Origin of the sequence: Amycolatopsis sp. cg5 (genome assembly GCF_041346955.1) — a bacterium.
Classification (GTDB): domain Bacteria; phylum Actinomycetota; class Actinomycetes; order Mycobacteriales; family Pseudonocardiaceae; genus Amycolatopsis.
Window position 1 is genome coordinate 1931151 of sequence record NZ_CP166849.1, and the last position, 15731, is coordinate 1946881.

Below are 15731 nucleotides of genomic sequence, written 5' to 3' on the forward strand. Positions count from 1 at the left end.
CCGTACCACTCACGAGTCCTTCAGGGCTTGGCGAGTTTGCTGGGCCACCAGAGGACTTTGCCGAGGTCGACGGCCAGCGCGGGTACGAGGAGCGAGCGCACGACGAAGGTGTCCAGCAGCACGCCGAACGCGACCAAGAACGCGACCTGGGCCAAGAACAGGATCGGGATCACCGACAAGGCCGCGAAGGTCGCCGCGAGCACGATGCCCGCCGAGGTGATCACGCCGCCGGTGACCGTCAGCGCGTTCAAGGTTCCGCGTTCCGTGCCCAGGTTCAGCGCTTCTTCGCGGGCGCGGGTCATCAGGAAGATGTTGTAGTCGATGCCCAGCGCGACCAGGAACACGAAGGCGTACAACGGGATCGCCGGGTCGGCGCCGGGGAAGCCGAGGAGGTCGTTGAACACCCACGCGCCGACGCCGAGTGTCGCGCCGAAGGACAGGACGACCGTCGCCATCAGGAGCAGCGGGATGACCAGCGCGCGCAACAACAGGGCCAAGACCAGGAAGATCACCAGCAGGACGATCGGGATGATGGTGTTGCGGTCGTGGGTGGCCGCGGTGACCATGTCCTGCTGCTGGGCGGTCGCGCCGCCGACCTTGGCCTCCGCGCCGGGGATCGCGTGGACGACCGAACGCAGGCGGTGGACGACCGTGTCGGCGGCGGGGGAGTCGGCCGGGGCGCGGAGGGTGGCGGTGATCTCGGCCATTCCGTCGACGACTTTCAGGCCCGCGGTGGGGTTGCGGGGGTCGGCGGGAGTCGGGGTGAGGTCAACGATGCCCGGCTCGTTCTTCATCGCCGCGAGCACCAGGCCTGTCTTTTCGGCACGGCACATGATGACCGCGGGGCTGCCGGTGCCGCCGGGGAAGTGGGCGGTGAGGGCGTTCTGGCCGGTCACGGCGTCGACTTCGGTCAGGAAGAGATCCTGCTGGGAAGTGCCGTGCGCTTTCAGGGACGGAACGAAGGCGACGCCGATGAGCAGTACGAAAGCGGTGAGCGCCCATGTCCAGCGCGGCCGTTTTTGGACCAGTGAAGCGATCTTGTCGAAGATGCCGCGCGTGATCAGGCGGTGCTTACGGGGATAAGGGTGCGACGGCCAGAAAGCCGCGCGGCCGACCAGCGCGAGCACGGCGGGCAGGAAGGTCAGGGAAGACGCGAGCGCGCCCGCGATGCCGATCGCCGCGACCGGGCCGAGGCTGCGGTTCGAGGTGAGTTCGCTGGCGAGCATGCACAACATGCCGAGGATGACCGTGCCGCCGGAGGCCGCGATCGGCTCGAACGACGAGCGCCAGGCGATGCGCATCGCGGTCGGCGCGTGGGTGGTGCGGAGCAGTTCTTCGCGGTAGCGGGAGACCAGGAGCAGGGCGTAGTCGGTCGCCGCGCCGAAGACCAAGATCAGCAGGATCCCTTGTGACTGCCCGTTCAGGGTCAGCACGCCGGCCTTCGCGAGTGCGTAGATGACCGCCGACGAGGACGCGAGCGCCAGCCCCGCCGAGATCAGCACGAACAGCGGCAGCAGCGGGCTGCGGTAGACGATGATCAGGATCAACGCCACCAGCACGGCCGTGATCAGCAGCAACACCCCGTCGATGCCGCCGAACACCTCGGCCAGGTCGGCGTTGTAGCCGCCGGGGCCGGTCGCCAGCGCGCGCAGGCCGTCGGGCAGGCCGGTCGACGCGACGATCCGGAGTTCCTTGACGACCGCGCCCGCCTGGTAGGGATCTTCGCCGGACACCGGCAGCAGTACCTGGGCCGCGCGGCCGTCGACGGAGAAGATCGGGGGCGAGCCCGGCCCGTCGAGCCCGCGGGTGCCGGACAGCTCGGCGGCCTTCTCGGCGATGGTGACCTGGTCGATCGTGGTCAGGCCGGTCGCGCGCTCGAACACCACGACCGTCACGAGCAGCCGTCGCTGGGCGAACTTCTCCTGCAGTTCCTGCACGGCCGTCGACTCGGCGCCCGCGGGCAGGAAGGAGCTCGGGTCGTTGCTCTGGATCTCGGTCAGTTTCCCTGGGAAGGGTCCGGTCGCGCCGCCGAGCACCAGCCAGCACACGAGCAGCACCGCGGGCAACAGCCACTGACGCGGGCGGCGGGGAGGTGGAGGCGGGGTACGGGGTTCGAGCAGGAGCGTTCCCGAGAAGGTTCCACTCAGGAGGGTCATAGCCGTTCGACCCTCTCACAAAGGCCCTCGACTACTCGCTCACTCGATAGGCTGATTCTCCGCCTGGATCACCGGAAACACTTCACCGACGAGCGTGACCAGAGATTTGCTCAGCAGGGTGTGCACCTGCTCGCGGGTGAGCGAGCCGCGCACCAGCCATTCCCGGCCTGCCGCCTTCACCATGCCGCCGAAGGCGCGGACGAGCGCGTTCAGCTCCGGGCCGTGCTCGCTCTCGCGGGAGAGGCCGACGGCTTCGAGCACGCGGTCGGCCGACTCCTTGTCCGCTTCCTCGAGTATCTCCTCGATCTCGAGATCACGGCCGATGCCCTCCGGGGCGATCGCCGCGAGCCAGGTGCGCTCCTGCTTGGTCACCATGTCGAGGAACCAGTCGATGGCGACGTCCGCGCGGAGCTCCAGCGGCCCCTCCGGGAGTATCTCGACGGCCATCCTCGGCACGACCAGCGCGCGCCGGATCACCTCGAGGTACAACTCACGTTTGGTCCCAAAGTAGTGGTTGATGAGACCACGGGCGACGCCTGCCTCGGCCGCAATGTCCGATGTGGACACCTCGGAATAGGGGCGCTGACCGAACAGCTGCACGGCGCAAGTGAAGATTTGCTCCTTTCGCTCATCCGGTTCCAGTCGGCGCCATCTCGGTGGGGGCTCGCTGCTCATGCGTTTATATTCGCACGATTTACTCACTCAGGCAGATTAATCGGGGAAATGTCGTCGAAAATATCGCCGGGTCCCGGGTTGGCCCGGTCACTGGCGCCACCGAAATGCCTGACGACACCCCACACCGCGTTCAGCGCGGTCTGGACAGCGCCCTCCGCCCAGCCCGCCGTCCACGAGACGTCGTCGCCCGCGATGAACAGGCCGCGGTAACGCGGTTCCAGCCTGTCCTGCATGAAGTGCGTGAACAGTCTGCGCTGGTAGCGGTAGTGGCCGGGCAGGTTCGCCTTGAAGGCGCCCATGAAGTTCGGCTCCGCTTCCCACGACACGGTGACCGGGTCGCCGATGATGTGCCGTCGAACATCCACGGTCGGGTATATCTCGCGCAGCGACTGCAGCATCACCTCCACGCGCTCGGAAACCGAGAGCGGCAGCCATTTCAGTGAATCGTCGGCCCAGGTGTAGGACAGGCAGATAACCGCTGGTGAAGCCGGGTCGTCGCCGAGCAGATAGGTGCCGCGCGGCATCCGGTCGGTGAGCGTCATGCTCATCACGTCGCGCCCGGTCGCCGGATCTTTGTCCAGCCAGAACGGACGGTCGACAGGCACGAAAACCTTCGATGAGGCCATGTAGTGCGTGCGCTCGATCGCGGTCCAATGATCGATGGGAAACAGTGATTCGTCGCAGGAGATGGTCGAAAGTAACATCCAGCTCTGCGCGGTGAACACGGCCGCGGGGTAGGTCCTGATGCTGCCGTTGGTGTCGGTGACCGTGATGTTGTTGGGGGCCGTGCGATGCAGGTGGGCGACGCCCGGCAACGGTTTCCCGCCTTCGTGCAACGACTTCAAGGTGGTTCCGGCAGGCCAGTGCGTCAAGTGGTCCGGTGCGCGCTCCCACAACCGCAACGGCAGCTGGCGGCTGCCGCCGACGATGCTGCGGTGCTCGTCGTCGGCGCCGGTATAGACCACGCGCAGGATTTCGAGAATCGAGTTCGGGAAGTCGGTGTCCCAGCCGCCGGTGCCGAACCCGACCTGCCCGAAGATCTCGCGGTCGCGGAAGGAGGCGAACGCGGGCGAGTCGCACAGGAACCCGTAGAACGTCTGATTGTCGAGCTTTTCGACCAGCCCGTCCCAGATCCGTTTGACGGTCTTGACGTCGCGCTCACGGATGGCGGTCTGCATCTCGGCGAACTCGACCTGGTCTTCGAGTGTGCGCTGCCACGCTCGCGCGACGTCCGAGAAGACCTCGGGCAGATCGTCCTGCGTCGTCGCGTAGTGACTCTGCCCCTTGAGGTCCACCACCGTGCTCGGGGTGCCGGGCGCGAGCGGGTTCGGGAACGGCGTGGTCTCCAGGCCGACCTTGTCGATGTAGTGGAACAACGCGGTCGACGACGGCGGGAAGCGCATCGCGCCCATCTCCGCGGTGACCCCCGACGGCGCGCCGGGGAAGCCGACCGTGCGCAGCCGCCCGCCGATCTCGTCGATCTCGTAGACCACCGGGCGCAGCCCCAGCTTCATCAGCTCGTACGCGGTCACGATGCCGGACAGGCCGCCGCCGATCACGGCGACCTCGGTGCCGTGCCGCTCCGGTGGCACCGAGCCGAGACCGGCCGGGTTCGCGAGGTAGTCGTCGTAGGCGAACGGGAAGTCGGGGCCGAACATGGTGATCGGCTTGCCTGCCGGCTCATCCGTGTGGATCGCGGTGGGAACGGCGGACGTCATGATGTGGTTCCTTTGTTCAGCAACGGGTACAGCTCCGGCCTGCGATCGGCCAGGTGGGTGTTCTCGGTGCGGGAGTGCCGCAGCGTGTCGCGGTCGACGGTCGCGACGAGCAGCTCTTCGCCGCCGCCCGCCTTGGCGAGCACGTCGCCGGTCGGCGCGACGACCGTGCTGCGGCCGCAGTAGTCGAGCTCCGCTTCGACATCGCACCGGTTCGCGTAGGCGACGTAAAGCTGGCTCTCGTAGGCGCGCGAGCGCACGACCGTGTCGGCGACCAGCTCGTACGGGCTCATCAGCGCGGTGGGCACGATGAGTAATTCCGTGCCGGCGAGCGCGTGGGCCCGCACGAGCTCGGGGAATTCGACGTCGTAGCAGATCAGGAAACCGACGGTGAGCCCGCCGAACTCGGTTTGCACGATCGCTTCGTCACCGGGGGTGAACCAATTCTTGTCCAGTTCCCCGAAAAGGTGAGTTTTCCGGTAATTGGCAATTCGTGTGCCTTGTGCGTCAATCAGCTGGACACTGTTGAATACTTTCTCACCGGCGCGCTCGGGATAGCCGTACGCGATGGCCACGCCGGTGCCGCTCGCGATCTTGGCGACCCGTTCGGCGGTCGGGCCGTCGGCGGGCTCGGCGCGCTCGTGCACCGCCGCGCCGATGTTGTAGCCGGTGGTGATCATCTCGGCGCAGATGAGCAGGTCGGCTCCCGAGCCCGCGGCTTTGAAGCCGGCTTCGGTGAGCGCCGAGTAGGGGCCTTGGTGGACTGCGATGATCACGTACGCCTCGCCAGTTCTGATTTGCGGATGCCGTAGCCGAAGTACAGACCCAGGCCGAGCAGCATCCAGCCGCCGAACACGATCCAGGTCTCCACGTCGAGACTGAACATCATGTACAGGCAGCACGCGACCCCGAGCAGCGGCGTCACCGGCGAGAACGGCACCCGGAACGAGCGCGGCCGGTCGGGGCTGCGGCGGCGCAGCAGGATCACCGCCACGTTGACCAGGCCGAACGCGAACAGCGTGCCGATGCTGGTGGCGTCGGCCAGCTTGCCGAGCGGGATGAACGCGGCGAGCAGCGCGACGAACACGGACACGACCAGCGTGTTGATCTTCGGAGTGCCGCTCTTGGGGTCCACTTTGGACATGAACTTCGGCACGAGACCGTCACGCGACATCGCGAACAGGATGCGGGTCTGGCCATAGAGGACGGTCAGCACGACGCTGGAGATCGCCACGATGGCGCCGATCGCGAGCAGGATCGACCACAGCTTGTTGCTCACGATGCTGGTGAGCACCTGGGACAGCGCCGCCTCGTTCGAGTCGAACTTCTGCCAGGGGAACGCGCCGACCGCGGCGACCGCGACCAGGCAGTACAGCAGCGTGACGATGCCCAGCGACAGCAGGATCGCGCGCGGCAGGTCCTTCTGCGGGTTCTTCGCCTCCTCGCCCGCGGTCGACGCGGCGTCGAACCCGATGTAGGAGAAGAACAGCTTCGCGCCGCCCGCGCTCATCCCGGCCAGTCCCAGCGGCAGGAACGGCTTGAAGTTGCCCGCCTTGACCGCGGTGAACGCGATCGCGCAGAACAGCACCAGCGTCGCGACCTTGACGACCACCATGACGAAGTTCGCCCGTGCGCTCTCCTTCGCGCCGCCGAGCAGCAGGAACATCGCGAGCAGCACGACCGCGATCGCGGGCAGGTTGACGACCCCGCCCGCGTCGCCGGGTGGCTGGCTCAGCGCGTCCGGGATGCCGAAGCCGAACAGCAGGTTCAGCAGCTCGTTGAGGTACTGGCCCCAGCCGACCGCGACCGAGGCGACCGACACGCCGTACTCCAGCACCAGGCACCAGCCGCACACCCAGGCGATCAGCTCGCCGAGCGTGGCGTAGGTATAGGAGTAGGAGGAGCCGGAGAGCGGGATCATGCCGGCGAGTTCGGCGTAGGAGAGCGCCGAGAACAACGCGGTGACGCCCGCGAGGATGAACGAGATCACCACGGCCGGGCCCGCGACGGGCACCGCCTGGCCGAGCACGACGAAGATGCCGCTGCCGAGCGTCGCGCCGATGCTGAGCGTGGTCAGCTGGCCGAGGCCGAGCGACCGCTTGAGGTGGCCGCCTTCGCCCTCGCCACCGTGTGCCACCAGGTCCTCGACCGATTTGCGCCGGAACAGCACTGCCCTGGTCGCACTGGGCCCGGTTCGCTGGTTCACGCTGAAGTCCTCCTCGTCGAGGTGTGTATCGCGTCAACGGTATCGGTCGTTCTTGGACGCGAAAACACCGATCGATTGCGAAGAGGAAGATCACCCTGGCGATCTGTTGCGGTGAAGCTGAATATCGTGGCGATTCGTTTCTCTGCCTCTTCGCCCTGCGATGGACCGTTCGGCTCGACCTTGGCCGCGCCGGCGAAGCTCGGCAACCCGGCGGTCCGGATGGCACAGGCAAAGTGTCAGCTAACTTTCGGTATACCTTCCGCTGGCGTACGACCGTTTAGGGTCAGCCCCAGGCCCGGCCGGCGCGGATGATCCCCCCTAGTCCCCGTCCGCCGGGTCTTCCCCTGGCAGGAGCAGGGTGAACGTCGGCGGTGTGGGCCTGGTGAGCCGCAGCCTGCCGCCCTCGGCCTCGGCGAGGCTGCGTGCCAGCGCCAGCCCGATGCCGTGACCCTCCGCGGTGGTGTGCGCGACCGCGAACAGGTCGACGTCGCCGTCGATACCGGCGCCCTCGTCGCTGACGTCGACCGCGATCGCGTCGCCCGCCTCCCTGACCAGTACGGTCACCGTCCCGCTGCCGTGGATGACCGCGTTGTCGAGCAGCACGCCGAGCACCTGGCGCACCGCCGCGGCCGACGCGCGCGGCGGCCAGGTGTCGGAGGTGACGATGCGCAGGCCGCGGCCGTCGAGCAGCTCCTCCCAGCCCGGCCGCAGCTCGGCGAGCAGCGCGTGGAGGTCGAGCGGCGTGTTCGGCTTGCGGGTCAGGCGGGACAACGCGATCAGGTCGTCGATGGTCCGCTCGAGCCGGTCCGCCGACGAGATGCCGGCCGCGATGGCGTGCCTCGGCTCCATGTCCGGTGACTCCAGCGCGGCTTCGAGCTGCAGCCGCAGGCCGGTCAACGGGGTGCGCAGCTGGTGCGAGGCGTTCGCGGCGAAGGCCTGCTCCCGCTCCAGCGTCTCGCGGATGCGCTCGGCGGTCGTGTCGAGCGTCTCGGCCACCCGGTCGGTCTCCGGCAGCCCGGCCCGGCGCGCGCGGACGGTGAAGTCGCCCTCGCCGAGCCGTTCGGCGGCGGCGGACAGTTCTTCCAGCGGCCTGGCGAGCCGCGCGGCGAGCCGCCTGGCGACCAGCCACGTGGTGGCGATCGCGACGACGGCCAGGCCCAGCATCCCGAGCCAGGTCACCGCGACATGGCGGTAGAGCTGGCTCCGCGGGATCGCCGCGCGGACCATCCCGCTCAACTCGTCGCCGTTGACCACGGGTACGGCCACGACGAGCTGGTCGCCGACGTCACCGCTCGCCCAGTCGGAACCCCGCGCCTTCATCACGACGTGGTCGGCCTTTTTCGGGCCTTCGCCGATGAGCAGCGTGCCGTCCGGGGTGTAGACGCCGACCAGCGCCTCCGACTCCTCGGGGTCCAGCTGCGGCAGCCGCGTCGGCGGGATGCCCTCGACGAGGTCCGGCGCCACGGCCACCATGACGGAGTCGGCGGCCCGTTCCAGCTCGGAGTATTCGCTGGCCCGGTAGAACTTGACCACGCCGAACCCCAGCGGCAGCCCGAAGAGGAAGATCGCCAGCATCGCCGCCGTCACGGCCAGCGTGACGATCCTTCTCCGCACGGTTACACGCTCGGTCGTTCGAGCCGATACCCGTGCCCGCGCAGCGTTGAAATGCGCGGCGCCGCCTCAGGCGACTCCGCGGAGTCGGTGAGCTTCCGCCGCAGCGCGGCGATGTGCACGTCGAGCGTCTTGGTCGAGCCGTACCAGTGCTCGTCCCACACCTCGCTCATCAGCGTGTCCCTGCTGACCGCCACGCCCGGCTGCTCGGCCAGCCTCGCCAGCAGGTCGAACTCCTTGGCCCGCAAGCTGATCTCCCGCCCGTCGAGACACACACGCCGCCCGGCGGTGTCGACGGTCAGCCGCCCCACCTCGATCGGCGGCTTGCTCGGCGTGTGCGTCGTGCCCCGCCGCAGGTGCGCCCGCACCCGCGCGAGCAGCTCACCCAGCCGCACCGGCTTGGTGAGGTAGTCGTCGGCGCCCGCCTCGAGCCCGACCACGACGTCCATCTCGTCCTGCCGCGCGGTCAGGATCACCAGCACCGTCGACGGCAACGCCGCCCGCAGCCTGCGGCACACCTCGACCCCGTCCAGGTCGGGCAGCCCGAGGTCCAGCAGCACCAGGTCGAACTCCCCGTGCTCCGCCTCGATGAGCGCGCCGCGGCCGGTCCGCTGCCACGAGATCTGATAGCCGTGCAACCGGAGGCTGGACTCCAGCACAGAACCGATCGTCTCGTCGTCTTCCACCACCAGCAGCCTCGACATGCCCGCAGCGTAGTCAACGACCCGGCGGTTGGCCGATCAACCGGTGAGACAGCTCACCCCGGTCGGTTCGGCGTGGCTCGAAACTGTCCTAAAAGGACGCCTGCGGGCTTGGGGTTTCGCGCTTTCCGAAGTCGGATTTCGGGGTGTGCGGATGATGGGATCGCTGACGACGGGTGGTGAATTCCTGCCTGGGAACATGGGGGTCGTGAGTGTTTTCGCCGGTTATTGAGGGGAAGGGCTAATGTGGCGTGCTGTGTGCAGCGAGGGGACCCCTGGGTGCGACATACGCTCTGAGGGGTCCCCTCACTTCAGCCTGGCAGCCGGAACACTCACGACCTTGCGGAGTAAAGCGGCCGGGATAAAGCCGCTAAACTCCGGACCGCCACGCCACAATTGCCTTTCCCGTCAATAGAACCGGCCGCATCACTCACGACCCCCGTGTCTACAAAGGACTATCCGACGGTGACCTCGGTGAACTGCACCGGAAGGACGGGAGCGCCGGTGCCGTCCGGGCTTTGGGAGGCGGAGGCCGGGTCGATGCCTGCCTTGGCGACCTTGTCGAGCACGGTCAGGCCCTCGTCGGAGATGCTGCCGAAGACGGTGTAGTTCGGCGGGAGCTGGGCGTCGCCGTAGACCATGAAGAACTGGCTGCCGTTGGTGTCCGGGCCCGAGTTGGCCATGGCGAGAATGCCGCGGCCGTACTGGATCTGCGGGAAGGTCTCGTCGCGGAACGCGTAACCGGGGCCGCCGGTGCCCTTGCCGGTGGGGTCGCCGCATTGCAGCATTTGCAATCCTTCGACGGCGAGGCGGTGGCAGGACGTCCCGGTGTAGAAGCCCTGCTTGGCGAGACTGACGAAGCTGGCGACCGTGCAGGGCGCGAGCGCGCGGTCGAGGTCAAGGCCGATCGTGCCCGCGCTGGTCTTGAGGGTGACCGTCGCCTTGCCTGCGGCGGGCACGGCGCCGTCGGCGGGTTTGGTGGCGGGCTTCGAAGCCGGCCGGTCGGGGGTGGCGGCGTATTCGCAGCCGGTCGGGTCGGCGAGCGGGGCCGGGCGCTGGGGCAGCGGTGCCCGGGAACCGGGGATCGCGATCGGCGCGCTCGTGGGGGAGGGGGACGCCGAGGTGCTTGTCGTCGTCGAGACACGGTCGGCGGCTTGGGTTTCCTCGTCGTCCTTGAGGTACCGGACGACGAGGAAGATGCCGGTCGTCAGTAGTGCGAGCACCGCCACGATCGCGATGGAGATCCAGAGCCATGGCGTTTTCGAAGGCTGCTGCTGGTGTGGCGGCGGGTATGTCATGCGTGGATCTTAGGGTGCCGCACGCTCCGTGACCGGGAGAACAGAGCACTTCGGCCCTGCCCGACCCGGGGACTAGGGCCACGGTGGCGACCGTGGTGTCGCAGGCGACGGTGACCGCTCCGCCCGCCGCCGTCGTGATCCAGCCGCCGGTCACCGTGGTCCAGCAGCCGCCCGTCACGACCGTGCGTGCGCCGGAGAAGGCGTTGACGCCCTGCCAGCGGATGGGCGCGGAGGGGTATTCCTACAGCTACGCCTACAGCGCTTGGGTGCGGGCGGGTTATCCGGTGAGCTGGGACGCCGACCACGACGGCATTCCCTGCGAGCAGACCTACGGCGAACGCTGAGCGATCAGCGCTTCGACGCCGTCGAGAATGCGGGAGAGGCCGAAGGAGTAGCCGAACTCGCGGTCCGCCTCGTCCTGGTTCGACACGTGGTCGAACGCGCCCGCGTCGACGGCCGCGCGGAGCGAGGGGAAGCGGTCGGCTTCGACGAGGCCGTCGAGCAAGGTGCCGTAGGGCACCCGGGCGGCCGGATCGGTCGTGCCGCGCTCGGCGGTGAACCGCGCGGTGGTGTGCAAATAGCTCGCGAGCAACAAAACAATGTCCACCTTGTCGCGTTCGCTGAGCCGGGTTTCACCGAGCATGCCGAGTGCGCGATCGGTCCATGTCACATGATTGGGCGTGACCGGTGGACCGGTGATCGGGATATGCACGATCCAGGGATGTGCGCACAGCAATTCCCATTGTGCGCGGCACCAGAAAGTCAGGCCCGTTCGCCAGTCCTCGTGCCGGTCGTCGAGTTCGGGTGGGACGGCCGCGACCCAGTCCAGCATCAGCAGTAGCAGGTCGTCCTTGCTCTTGATGTGCCGATATAGCGACATGGCCGTAAAACCCAGTCGCTCGGCGATTTTCGCCATGGACACGGCTTCGAGGCCGTCGGCGTCGGCGAGCGCCGCGGCTGTTCGCACAATGTGCGAGACGCTGAGCCGCTGCTTGGGTCGCGGGGTGTCCGTTCGGCCCCAAAGCATGTCGATTCCAGTGGGCGGAATGTTGTGGTTCATGGCACTCACATTCGCTGGTTCGGCGGGTATAGCGGGCAAGTTTATGTCATATACTCGGTATATGACATACACAGCTTTGATCGTCGGCGGCGGCATCGCGGGTCCGCTGAGTGCGATCGCCTTGCGTGAAGCGGGAATCGACTCTGTCATCTATGAGGCCTACGAAAAGACGGCGGACGGTGTTGGTGCGTTTCTGACCCTCGCGGTGAACGCGCTCGACGCGCTGCACGTACTCGACCTCGATGGTGTCGTCCGCAAGCTGGGCTTCGACACGCCACGCATATCCATCATCAGCGGCTCCGGGAAGACGCTCGGCGAGCTGCCCTACGGCGGCGCACGCGCGGACGGCTCCGCGAGCCAGACCATGCGACGGGCCGACCTCTACGCCACGCTGCGCGAGGAGGCGATCCGGCGCGGCGTGCGCATCGAGTACGGCAAGCGCCTCGTCGACGCCGAGAAGACCGAGACCGGTGTGCTCGCCAGGTTCGCGGACGGCACGACGGCTGAGGGCGACCTGCTGATCGGCGCGGACGGCCTGCGCTCGCGCACCCGCGAGATCATCGACCCGCAGGCGCCGAGCGCGCGCTACGTCGGCCTGCTCAACATCGGCGGGTACGCCAAGAACGTCCGGTTCGACCTCGAACCCGGCGTGATGAACTCGATCTTCGGCCGCAGCTGCTTCTTCGCCTGCATGCAGAGCCCGAGCGGCGAGGTGTGGTGGGTGGCCAACCCGGCGCGCCCGGTCGAGCCGACCGCCGAGGAGCTGGCCGCGATCAGCTCCGAGCAGTGGCGCGCCGAGCTGATGGAGATGTTCGCCGGTGACCGTGGTCCCGCCCTCGAGGTCGTCAAGGCGACCGACGAGTTCTTCGCGGGCTGGAACACCTACGACTTCCCGTCCGTGCCGAAGTGGCACAACGGCCGCATGGTGATCATCGGCGACGCGGCGCACGCCACCTCCCCGTCGAGCGGTCAGGGCGCGGCGATGGCGATCGAAGACACCGTCGTGCTCGCGAAGTGCCTGCGGGACAACAGTGATATCGCCGCGGCACTGACCAAGTACGAGTCGCTGCGCCGTGCGCGGGTCGAGGCCGTCGTCGAACTCGGGAAGAAGAACGGCGACTGGAAGGCCGCCGGTCCGCTCACCCGCATCCTGCGCGATCCGATCATGCGCGTGATGCTCAAGCGAGCGGCCCGCGGCGGCAACGAAAGCCTGCGATGGCTCTATGAGAACAAGATCGACAGGATCGAGCCCAGCAAGGTCTAGGCGACGTGGTCCCGATATGCGGCAATGACCTCCGCCAGCACTTCGCCTCCGGGTCGTTGCCACAATTCGGTGTTGAACACCTCGACCTCGATCGGACCGGTGTACCCCGCCGCTTCGACGCACGCTCGCAGATGCCGGTGATCGATGGGTCCGTCACCGGGCAACGCGCGGCCCATCAGCGGGTCGGTCAGCGGCCACATCTGGTCACAGACATGGAAACCGAGGATCCGCCCCGACGCCTTGGCGATCGTCTCTTCGATGCGCGGGTCCCACCAGACATGGAACTCGTCGACGATGACGCCGACCGAGTCGGCCGGGTGCTCCTCCGCGAGCGCGAGCGCCTGGTCCAAAGTAGACAGAACAGACCGTTCGGCGCACTGGATGGGGTGCAACGGTTCCAGGCCGAGCCGGACACCCCGTTCCCGCGCGTACGGGGCCAGCTCGCCGACCGCGTCGGCCACGCGCTGACGCGACAGCGCCAGATCGTTCTCGGCGATGCCGCCCACCACCAGCACCAGCACGTCGGTGCCGAGCTGGGCGGCCTCGTCGATGGCCTCGCGCGTCTGCGCGATGCCGTCGACCGGGGTGCCGTCCGGGTTCACCCCGGTGAAGAAACCGCCACGGCACAAGGAAGAGACGCGCAGACCGTGCTCGGCGACCAGCCGCGCGGTCTCCGCGACACCGGTCTCGGCGACCTTGTCACGCCACAGCCCGATCCAGCCGACACCCGCTTCCGCGCAGCCCTTGACGGCTTCGGGCACCGACCAGGTCTTGGTCGTGATCTGGTTGAGGCTCAGGCGATCCATCACCACACCCCCGCGGTTTCGAGCAGCGGACGCATGCGGCGCACCGCGAGGTCGGGGTCGGTGAGCACGCCCGCTTCGTCGGCCAGCCGCAGCACGGTCGCCAGGTGCGTGATCGAGCGCGACGACTCCAGGCCGCCGAGCATGCGGAAGTGGTTCTGGTGACCGTTGAGGTAAGCCAGGAACACCACGCCGGTCTTGTAGAACTGTGTGGGCGCGCGGAAGATCTGCCGCGCCAGCGGCACGGTCGGGTCGAGCAGCGCGCGGAAACCGGCGGTGTCGCCGGCGTCCAGGCGGTCGAACGCGAGACCCGCGACCGGGGCGATCGGGTCGAAGATGCCGAGCAGCGCCTCGCTGTGGCCCTGATCGTCGCCCGCGATCAGCTCGGGGTAGTTGAAGTCGTCGCCGGTGTAGCAGGCGACACCCGGCGGCAGTGCGCGCCGGAACGCGGTCTCGATTTCGGCGTCCAGCACGGAAACCTTGACGCCGACGATCTTCTCGGCGTGCTCGGTGCAGAGCGCGGCGAGTTCGTTGGCGGCTTCGCGGACGTCGTTGTGGCCCCAGTATCCGGCCAGCGAGGCGTCGAACTGCTCGCCGAGCCAGTGCAGCAGGACCGGTTGCTCCACTGTGGACAGGAGCTTCCCGTATGCGGCACGGTAGTCGGCAGGCCCGGATGCCGCGGCGGCGAGCGCCCGGCTCGCCATCAGCACCGGGAGCGCGCCTGCTTCGACGACCAGGTCGTACTGCTCGCGCCAGGCGGCCACGATGGCGTCCACTGTGGAGGGACCGGCGGGAAGCTGGTCGGTGCCGACACCGGCGACCCACGGGCCGCGCGCGTCGGCTCCGGTGCGCTTGATCAGCTTCTGGGTCTCGGCCCAGTCGAGGCCCATGCCGCGCTGGGCGGTGTCCATCGCCTCGGCCACGCCGAGCCCGCACGACCAGAGGTGCTGCCGGAACGCGGCGGTGGTGTCCCAGTCGAGCTCGCCGGTCAGCGGGTCGAGCACGACGTGCGCGGCCGCGTAGGCGGTGCGCGTGACCGATTGTCCCCGTGACGGTGGCGCGAAACCGGTGCCGGAAGGGGTCCACCGCGTCAGATCGCCGTCCGGGGTGGGCAGCAAGAGCGTCATGGGCCGCCTTTCTCCTCTATTCCTGAAAGCGCTTTCTCAAGAGAAGGTAGGTCACGACGGGCGAGAGGACAAGACCGGTCGGTCAGACCTTGGCGGTGCTCTCGCGGAGCACCACTTCGCCTTCCAGGCGCAGAATCCGGCTGCGGGTGCCGCGTGCGCCCTTGAGCGCGAGGTCCATCGCGTGTTCGCCGAGCGCTTCGAGCGGCAGCGCGACCGTGGTCAGCGCCGGGGTGAGATCGCGCACAACCGGGATGTCATCGAATCCGGCAAGCGAAATGTCGGCGGGCACCGAGACACCCGCTTCCCTGAACGCGGTCAGCGCGCCGATCGCCATCACGTCGGTCACGGCGAACACACAGGTCGCCGGATGTTTCTTGGCCAGCAGGTCCCGCGCGGCCGCATAGCCGCCGTCACGGGTGAACGGCGCCTCGAAGATGTCGGCGTCGGTGAGCTTGACGCCGTGCAGTGCCAGCTCGTCGGCGAACCCGCCGAGCCGGTCGCTGACCGTGGTCAGCGCGCGCGGCCCGGTCAGCACGGCGAACTTGCGGTGCCCGAGGCCGGTCAGCGCGCGGGCGAGCGCGGCCGCGCCCTCCCGGTTCTCCGGCTGGACGGTGTCGACCTTGAGGCTGCGGTGCCTGCTGACTACAGCTACCTGACCGCCGCCGCGCCGGTACGGGTCGAGTTCGGCGGCCATCGCGCGCTCCCAGCCGCGGTCCTCGAACCCGGAACCGATCAGCAGGATCGCCGACGCACGCTGCGCGCGGAGCATCGAGACGTACTCGACCTCCTTCTGCGGGTCGCGAAAGGTGCTGGCCAGCATGACCAGCAGGCCGTTGTCGCCTGCCACGCGCATGACGCCGCGGGCGACGGCCGCGAAATACGGGTCGCTGACGTCGTGACAGATCACGCCGACCGTCGGCTGCGCGCCGCCCGCCAGCGCCTGCGCGTGCGCGTTGGGTGTGTACGCCAGCTCCGAAGCCGCGGAGACCACGCGATCACGCAGGTCGGAGCGGACATTGGTGGTGCCGTTGAGCACGCGGGACGCCGTCGCCAGCGAGACCTGCGCGCTGCGTGCGACATCGGAGAGAGTCACGTGAGGACGCGCGGTCATGATC

The 15731-nt window shown here is 68.3% G+C and carries 14 protein-coding genes; 2 read left to right on the forward strand and 12 right to left on the reverse strand.

Translation table 11 applies throughout. From position 1 onward, the window contains the following. Positions 1-20: 20 nt before the first annotated feature. The 8 genes from AB5J62_RS08800 to AB5J62_RS08835 form a co-directional block, all read right to left on the reverse strand. Positions 21-2156, reverse strand: a complete 2136-nt coding sequence (locus AB5J62_RS08800) for an MMPL family transporter (protein ID WP_370947639.1) — start codon at positions 2154-2156, stop codon at positions 21-23. Positions 2157-2195: 39 nt separating this feature from the next. Further along, positions 2196-2831: a TetR/AcrR family transcriptional regulator gene (locus AB5J62_RS08805; protein WP_370947640.1), complete on the reverse strand. Its 636-nt coding sequence runs from the start codon at positions 2829-2831 to the stop codon at positions 2196-2198. Positions 2832-2854: 23 nt separating this feature from the next. Then, the gene (locus AB5J62_RS08810) at positions 2855-4549 is read right to left on the reverse strand and encodes a flavin monoamine oxidase family protein (protein ID WP_370947641.1); all 1695 of its coding nucleotides are present in this window, start codon (positions 4547-4549) and stop codon (positions 2855-2857) included. After that, positions 4546-5322, reverse strand: a complete 777-nt coding sequence (locus tag AB5J62_RS08815) for a carbon-nitrogen hydrolase family protein (RefSeq protein ID WP_370947642.1) — start codon at positions 5320-5322, stop codon at positions 4546-4548. Before AB5J62_RS08815 ends, AB5J62_RS08810 begins: the two co-directional genes overlap by 4 nt. Continuing rightward, the gene (locus AB5J62_RS08820) at positions 5319-6752 is read right to left on the reverse strand and encodes an amino acid permease (RefSeq protein WP_370947643.1); all 1434 of its coding nucleotides are present in this window, start codon (positions 6750-6752) and stop codon (positions 5319-5321) included. The genes AB5J62_RS08815 and AB5J62_RS08820 overlap by 4 nt, the downstream gene beginning before the upstream one ends. A gap of 318 nt (positions 6753-7070) precedes the next feature. Further along, positions 7071-8366, reverse strand: a complete 1296-nt coding sequence (locus AB5J62_RS08825; RefSeq protein ID WP_370947644.1) for a sensor histidine kinase — start codon at positions 8364-8366, stop codon at positions 7071-7073. Between the two features lie 2 nt (positions 8367-8368). After that, positions 8369-9067, reverse strand: coding sequence for a response regulator transcription factor (locus AB5J62_RS08830; protein ID WP_370947645.1), 699 nt, complete (start codon positions 9065-9067; stop codon positions 8369-8371). Positions 9068-9519: 452 nt separating this feature from the next. Next, positions 9520-10362: a peptidylprolyl isomerase gene (locus AB5J62_RS08835; protein ID WP_370947646.1), complete on the reverse strand. Its 843-nt coding sequence runs from the start codon at positions 10360-10362 to the stop codon at positions 9520-9522. Between the two features lie 83 nt (positions 10363-10445). On the opposite strand from AB5J62_RS08835, the gene AB5J62_RS08840 reads away from it, so the two are divergent. Continuing rightward, positions 10446-10706 carry a hypothetical protein gene (locus AB5J62_RS08840; RefSeq protein WP_370947647.1) on the forward strand — a complete coding sequence of 87 codons (261 nt, stop codon included), beginning with the start codon at positions 10446-10448 and terminating at the stop codon, positions 10704-10706. Here AB5J62_RS08840 and AB5J62_RS08845 read toward each other — a convergent pair. Beyond that, complete coding sequence (locus tag AB5J62_RS08845) at positions 10691-11422, reverse strand: TetR/AcrR family transcriptional regulator (protein WP_370947648.1); 732 nt, start codon at positions 11420-11422, stop codon at positions 10691-10693. The genes AB5J62_RS08840 and AB5J62_RS08845 overlap by 16 nt on opposite strands. Before the next feature lie 61 nt (positions 11423-11483). On the opposite strand from AB5J62_RS08845, the gene AB5J62_RS08850 reads away from it, so the two are divergent. Then, positions 11484-12686 carry an FAD-dependent oxidoreductase gene (locus tag AB5J62_RS08850; RefSeq protein WP_370947649.1) on the forward strand — a complete coding sequence of 401 codons (1203 nt, stop codon included), beginning with the start codon at positions 11484-11486 and terminating at the stop codon, positions 12684-12686. On the opposite strand, the gene AB5J62_RS08855 is transcribed toward AB5J62_RS08850, so the two are convergent. From AB5J62_RS08855 to AB5J62_RS08865, 3 genes are all read right to left on the reverse strand, one after another. Beyond that, complete coding sequence (locus tag AB5J62_RS08855) at positions 12683-13492, reverse strand: sugar phosphate isomerase/epimerase family protein (protein ID WP_370947650.1); 810 nt, start codon at positions 13490-13492, stop codon at positions 12683-12685. The genes AB5J62_RS08850 and AB5J62_RS08855 overlap by 4 nt on opposite strands. After that, the gene (locus AB5J62_RS08860; protein WP_370947651.1) at positions 13492-14616 is read right to left on the reverse strand and encodes a dihydrodipicolinate synthase family protein; all 1125 of its coding nucleotides are present in this window, start codon (positions 14614-14616) and stop codon (positions 13492-13494) included. Before AB5J62_RS08860 ends, AB5J62_RS08855 begins: the two co-directional genes overlap by 1 nt. Positions 14617-14698: 82 nt before the next feature. After that, complete coding sequence (locus AB5J62_RS08865) at positions 14699-15727, reverse strand: LacI family DNA-binding transcriptional regulator (RefSeq protein WP_370947652.1); 1029 nt, start codon at positions 15725-15727, stop codon at positions 14699-14701. Positions 15728-15731: the final 4 nt, after the last annotated feature.

What these genes read in the sequence shown, in the direction of transcription:
- AB5J62_RS08800 (WP_370947639.1), bottom strand. Translation starts at nt 2,156, where the DNA reads ATGACCCTCCTGAGTGGAACCTTCTCGGGAACGCTCCTGCTCGAACCC.
- AB5J62_RS08805 (WP_370947640.1), bottom strand. Translation starts at nt 2,831, where the DNA reads ATGAGCAGCGAGCCCCCACCGAGATGGCGCCGACTGGAACCGGATGAG.
- AB5J62_RS08810 (WP_370947641.1), bottom strand. Translation starts at nt 4,549, where the DNA reads ATGACGTCCGCCGTTCCCACCGCGATCCACACGGATGAGCCGGCAGGC.
- AB5J62_RS08830 (WP_370947645.1), bottom strand. Translation starts at nt 9,067, where the DNA reads ATGTCGAGGCTGCTGGTGGTGGAAGACGACGAGACGATCGGTTCTGTG.
- AB5J62_RS08835 (WP_370947646.1), bottom strand. Translation starts at nt 10,362, where the DNA reads ATGACATACCCGCCGCCACACCAGCAGCAGCCTTCGAAAACGCCATGG.
- AB5J62_RS08845 (WP_370947648.1), bottom strand. Translation starts at nt 11,422, where the DNA reads ATGAACCACAACATTCCGCCCACTGGAATCGACATGCTTTGGGGCCGA.
- AB5J62_RS08850 (WP_370947649.1), top strand. Translation starts at nt 11,484, where the DNA reads ATGACATACACAGCTTTGATCGTCGGCGGCGGCATCGCGGGTCCGCTG.
- AB5J62_RS08855 (WP_370947650.1), bottom strand. Translation starts at nt 13,492, where the DNA reads ATGGATCGCCTGAGCCTCAACCAGATCACGACCAAGACCTGGTCGGTG.
- AB5J62_RS08860 (WP_370947651.1), bottom strand. Translation starts at nt 14,616, where the DNA reads ATGACGCTCTTGCTGCCCACCCCGGACGGCGATCTGACGCGGTGGACC.
- AB5J62_RS08865 (WP_370947652.1), bottom strand. Translation starts at nt 15,727, where the DNA reads ATGACCGCGCGTCCTCACGTGACTCTCTCCGATGTCGCACGCAGCGCG.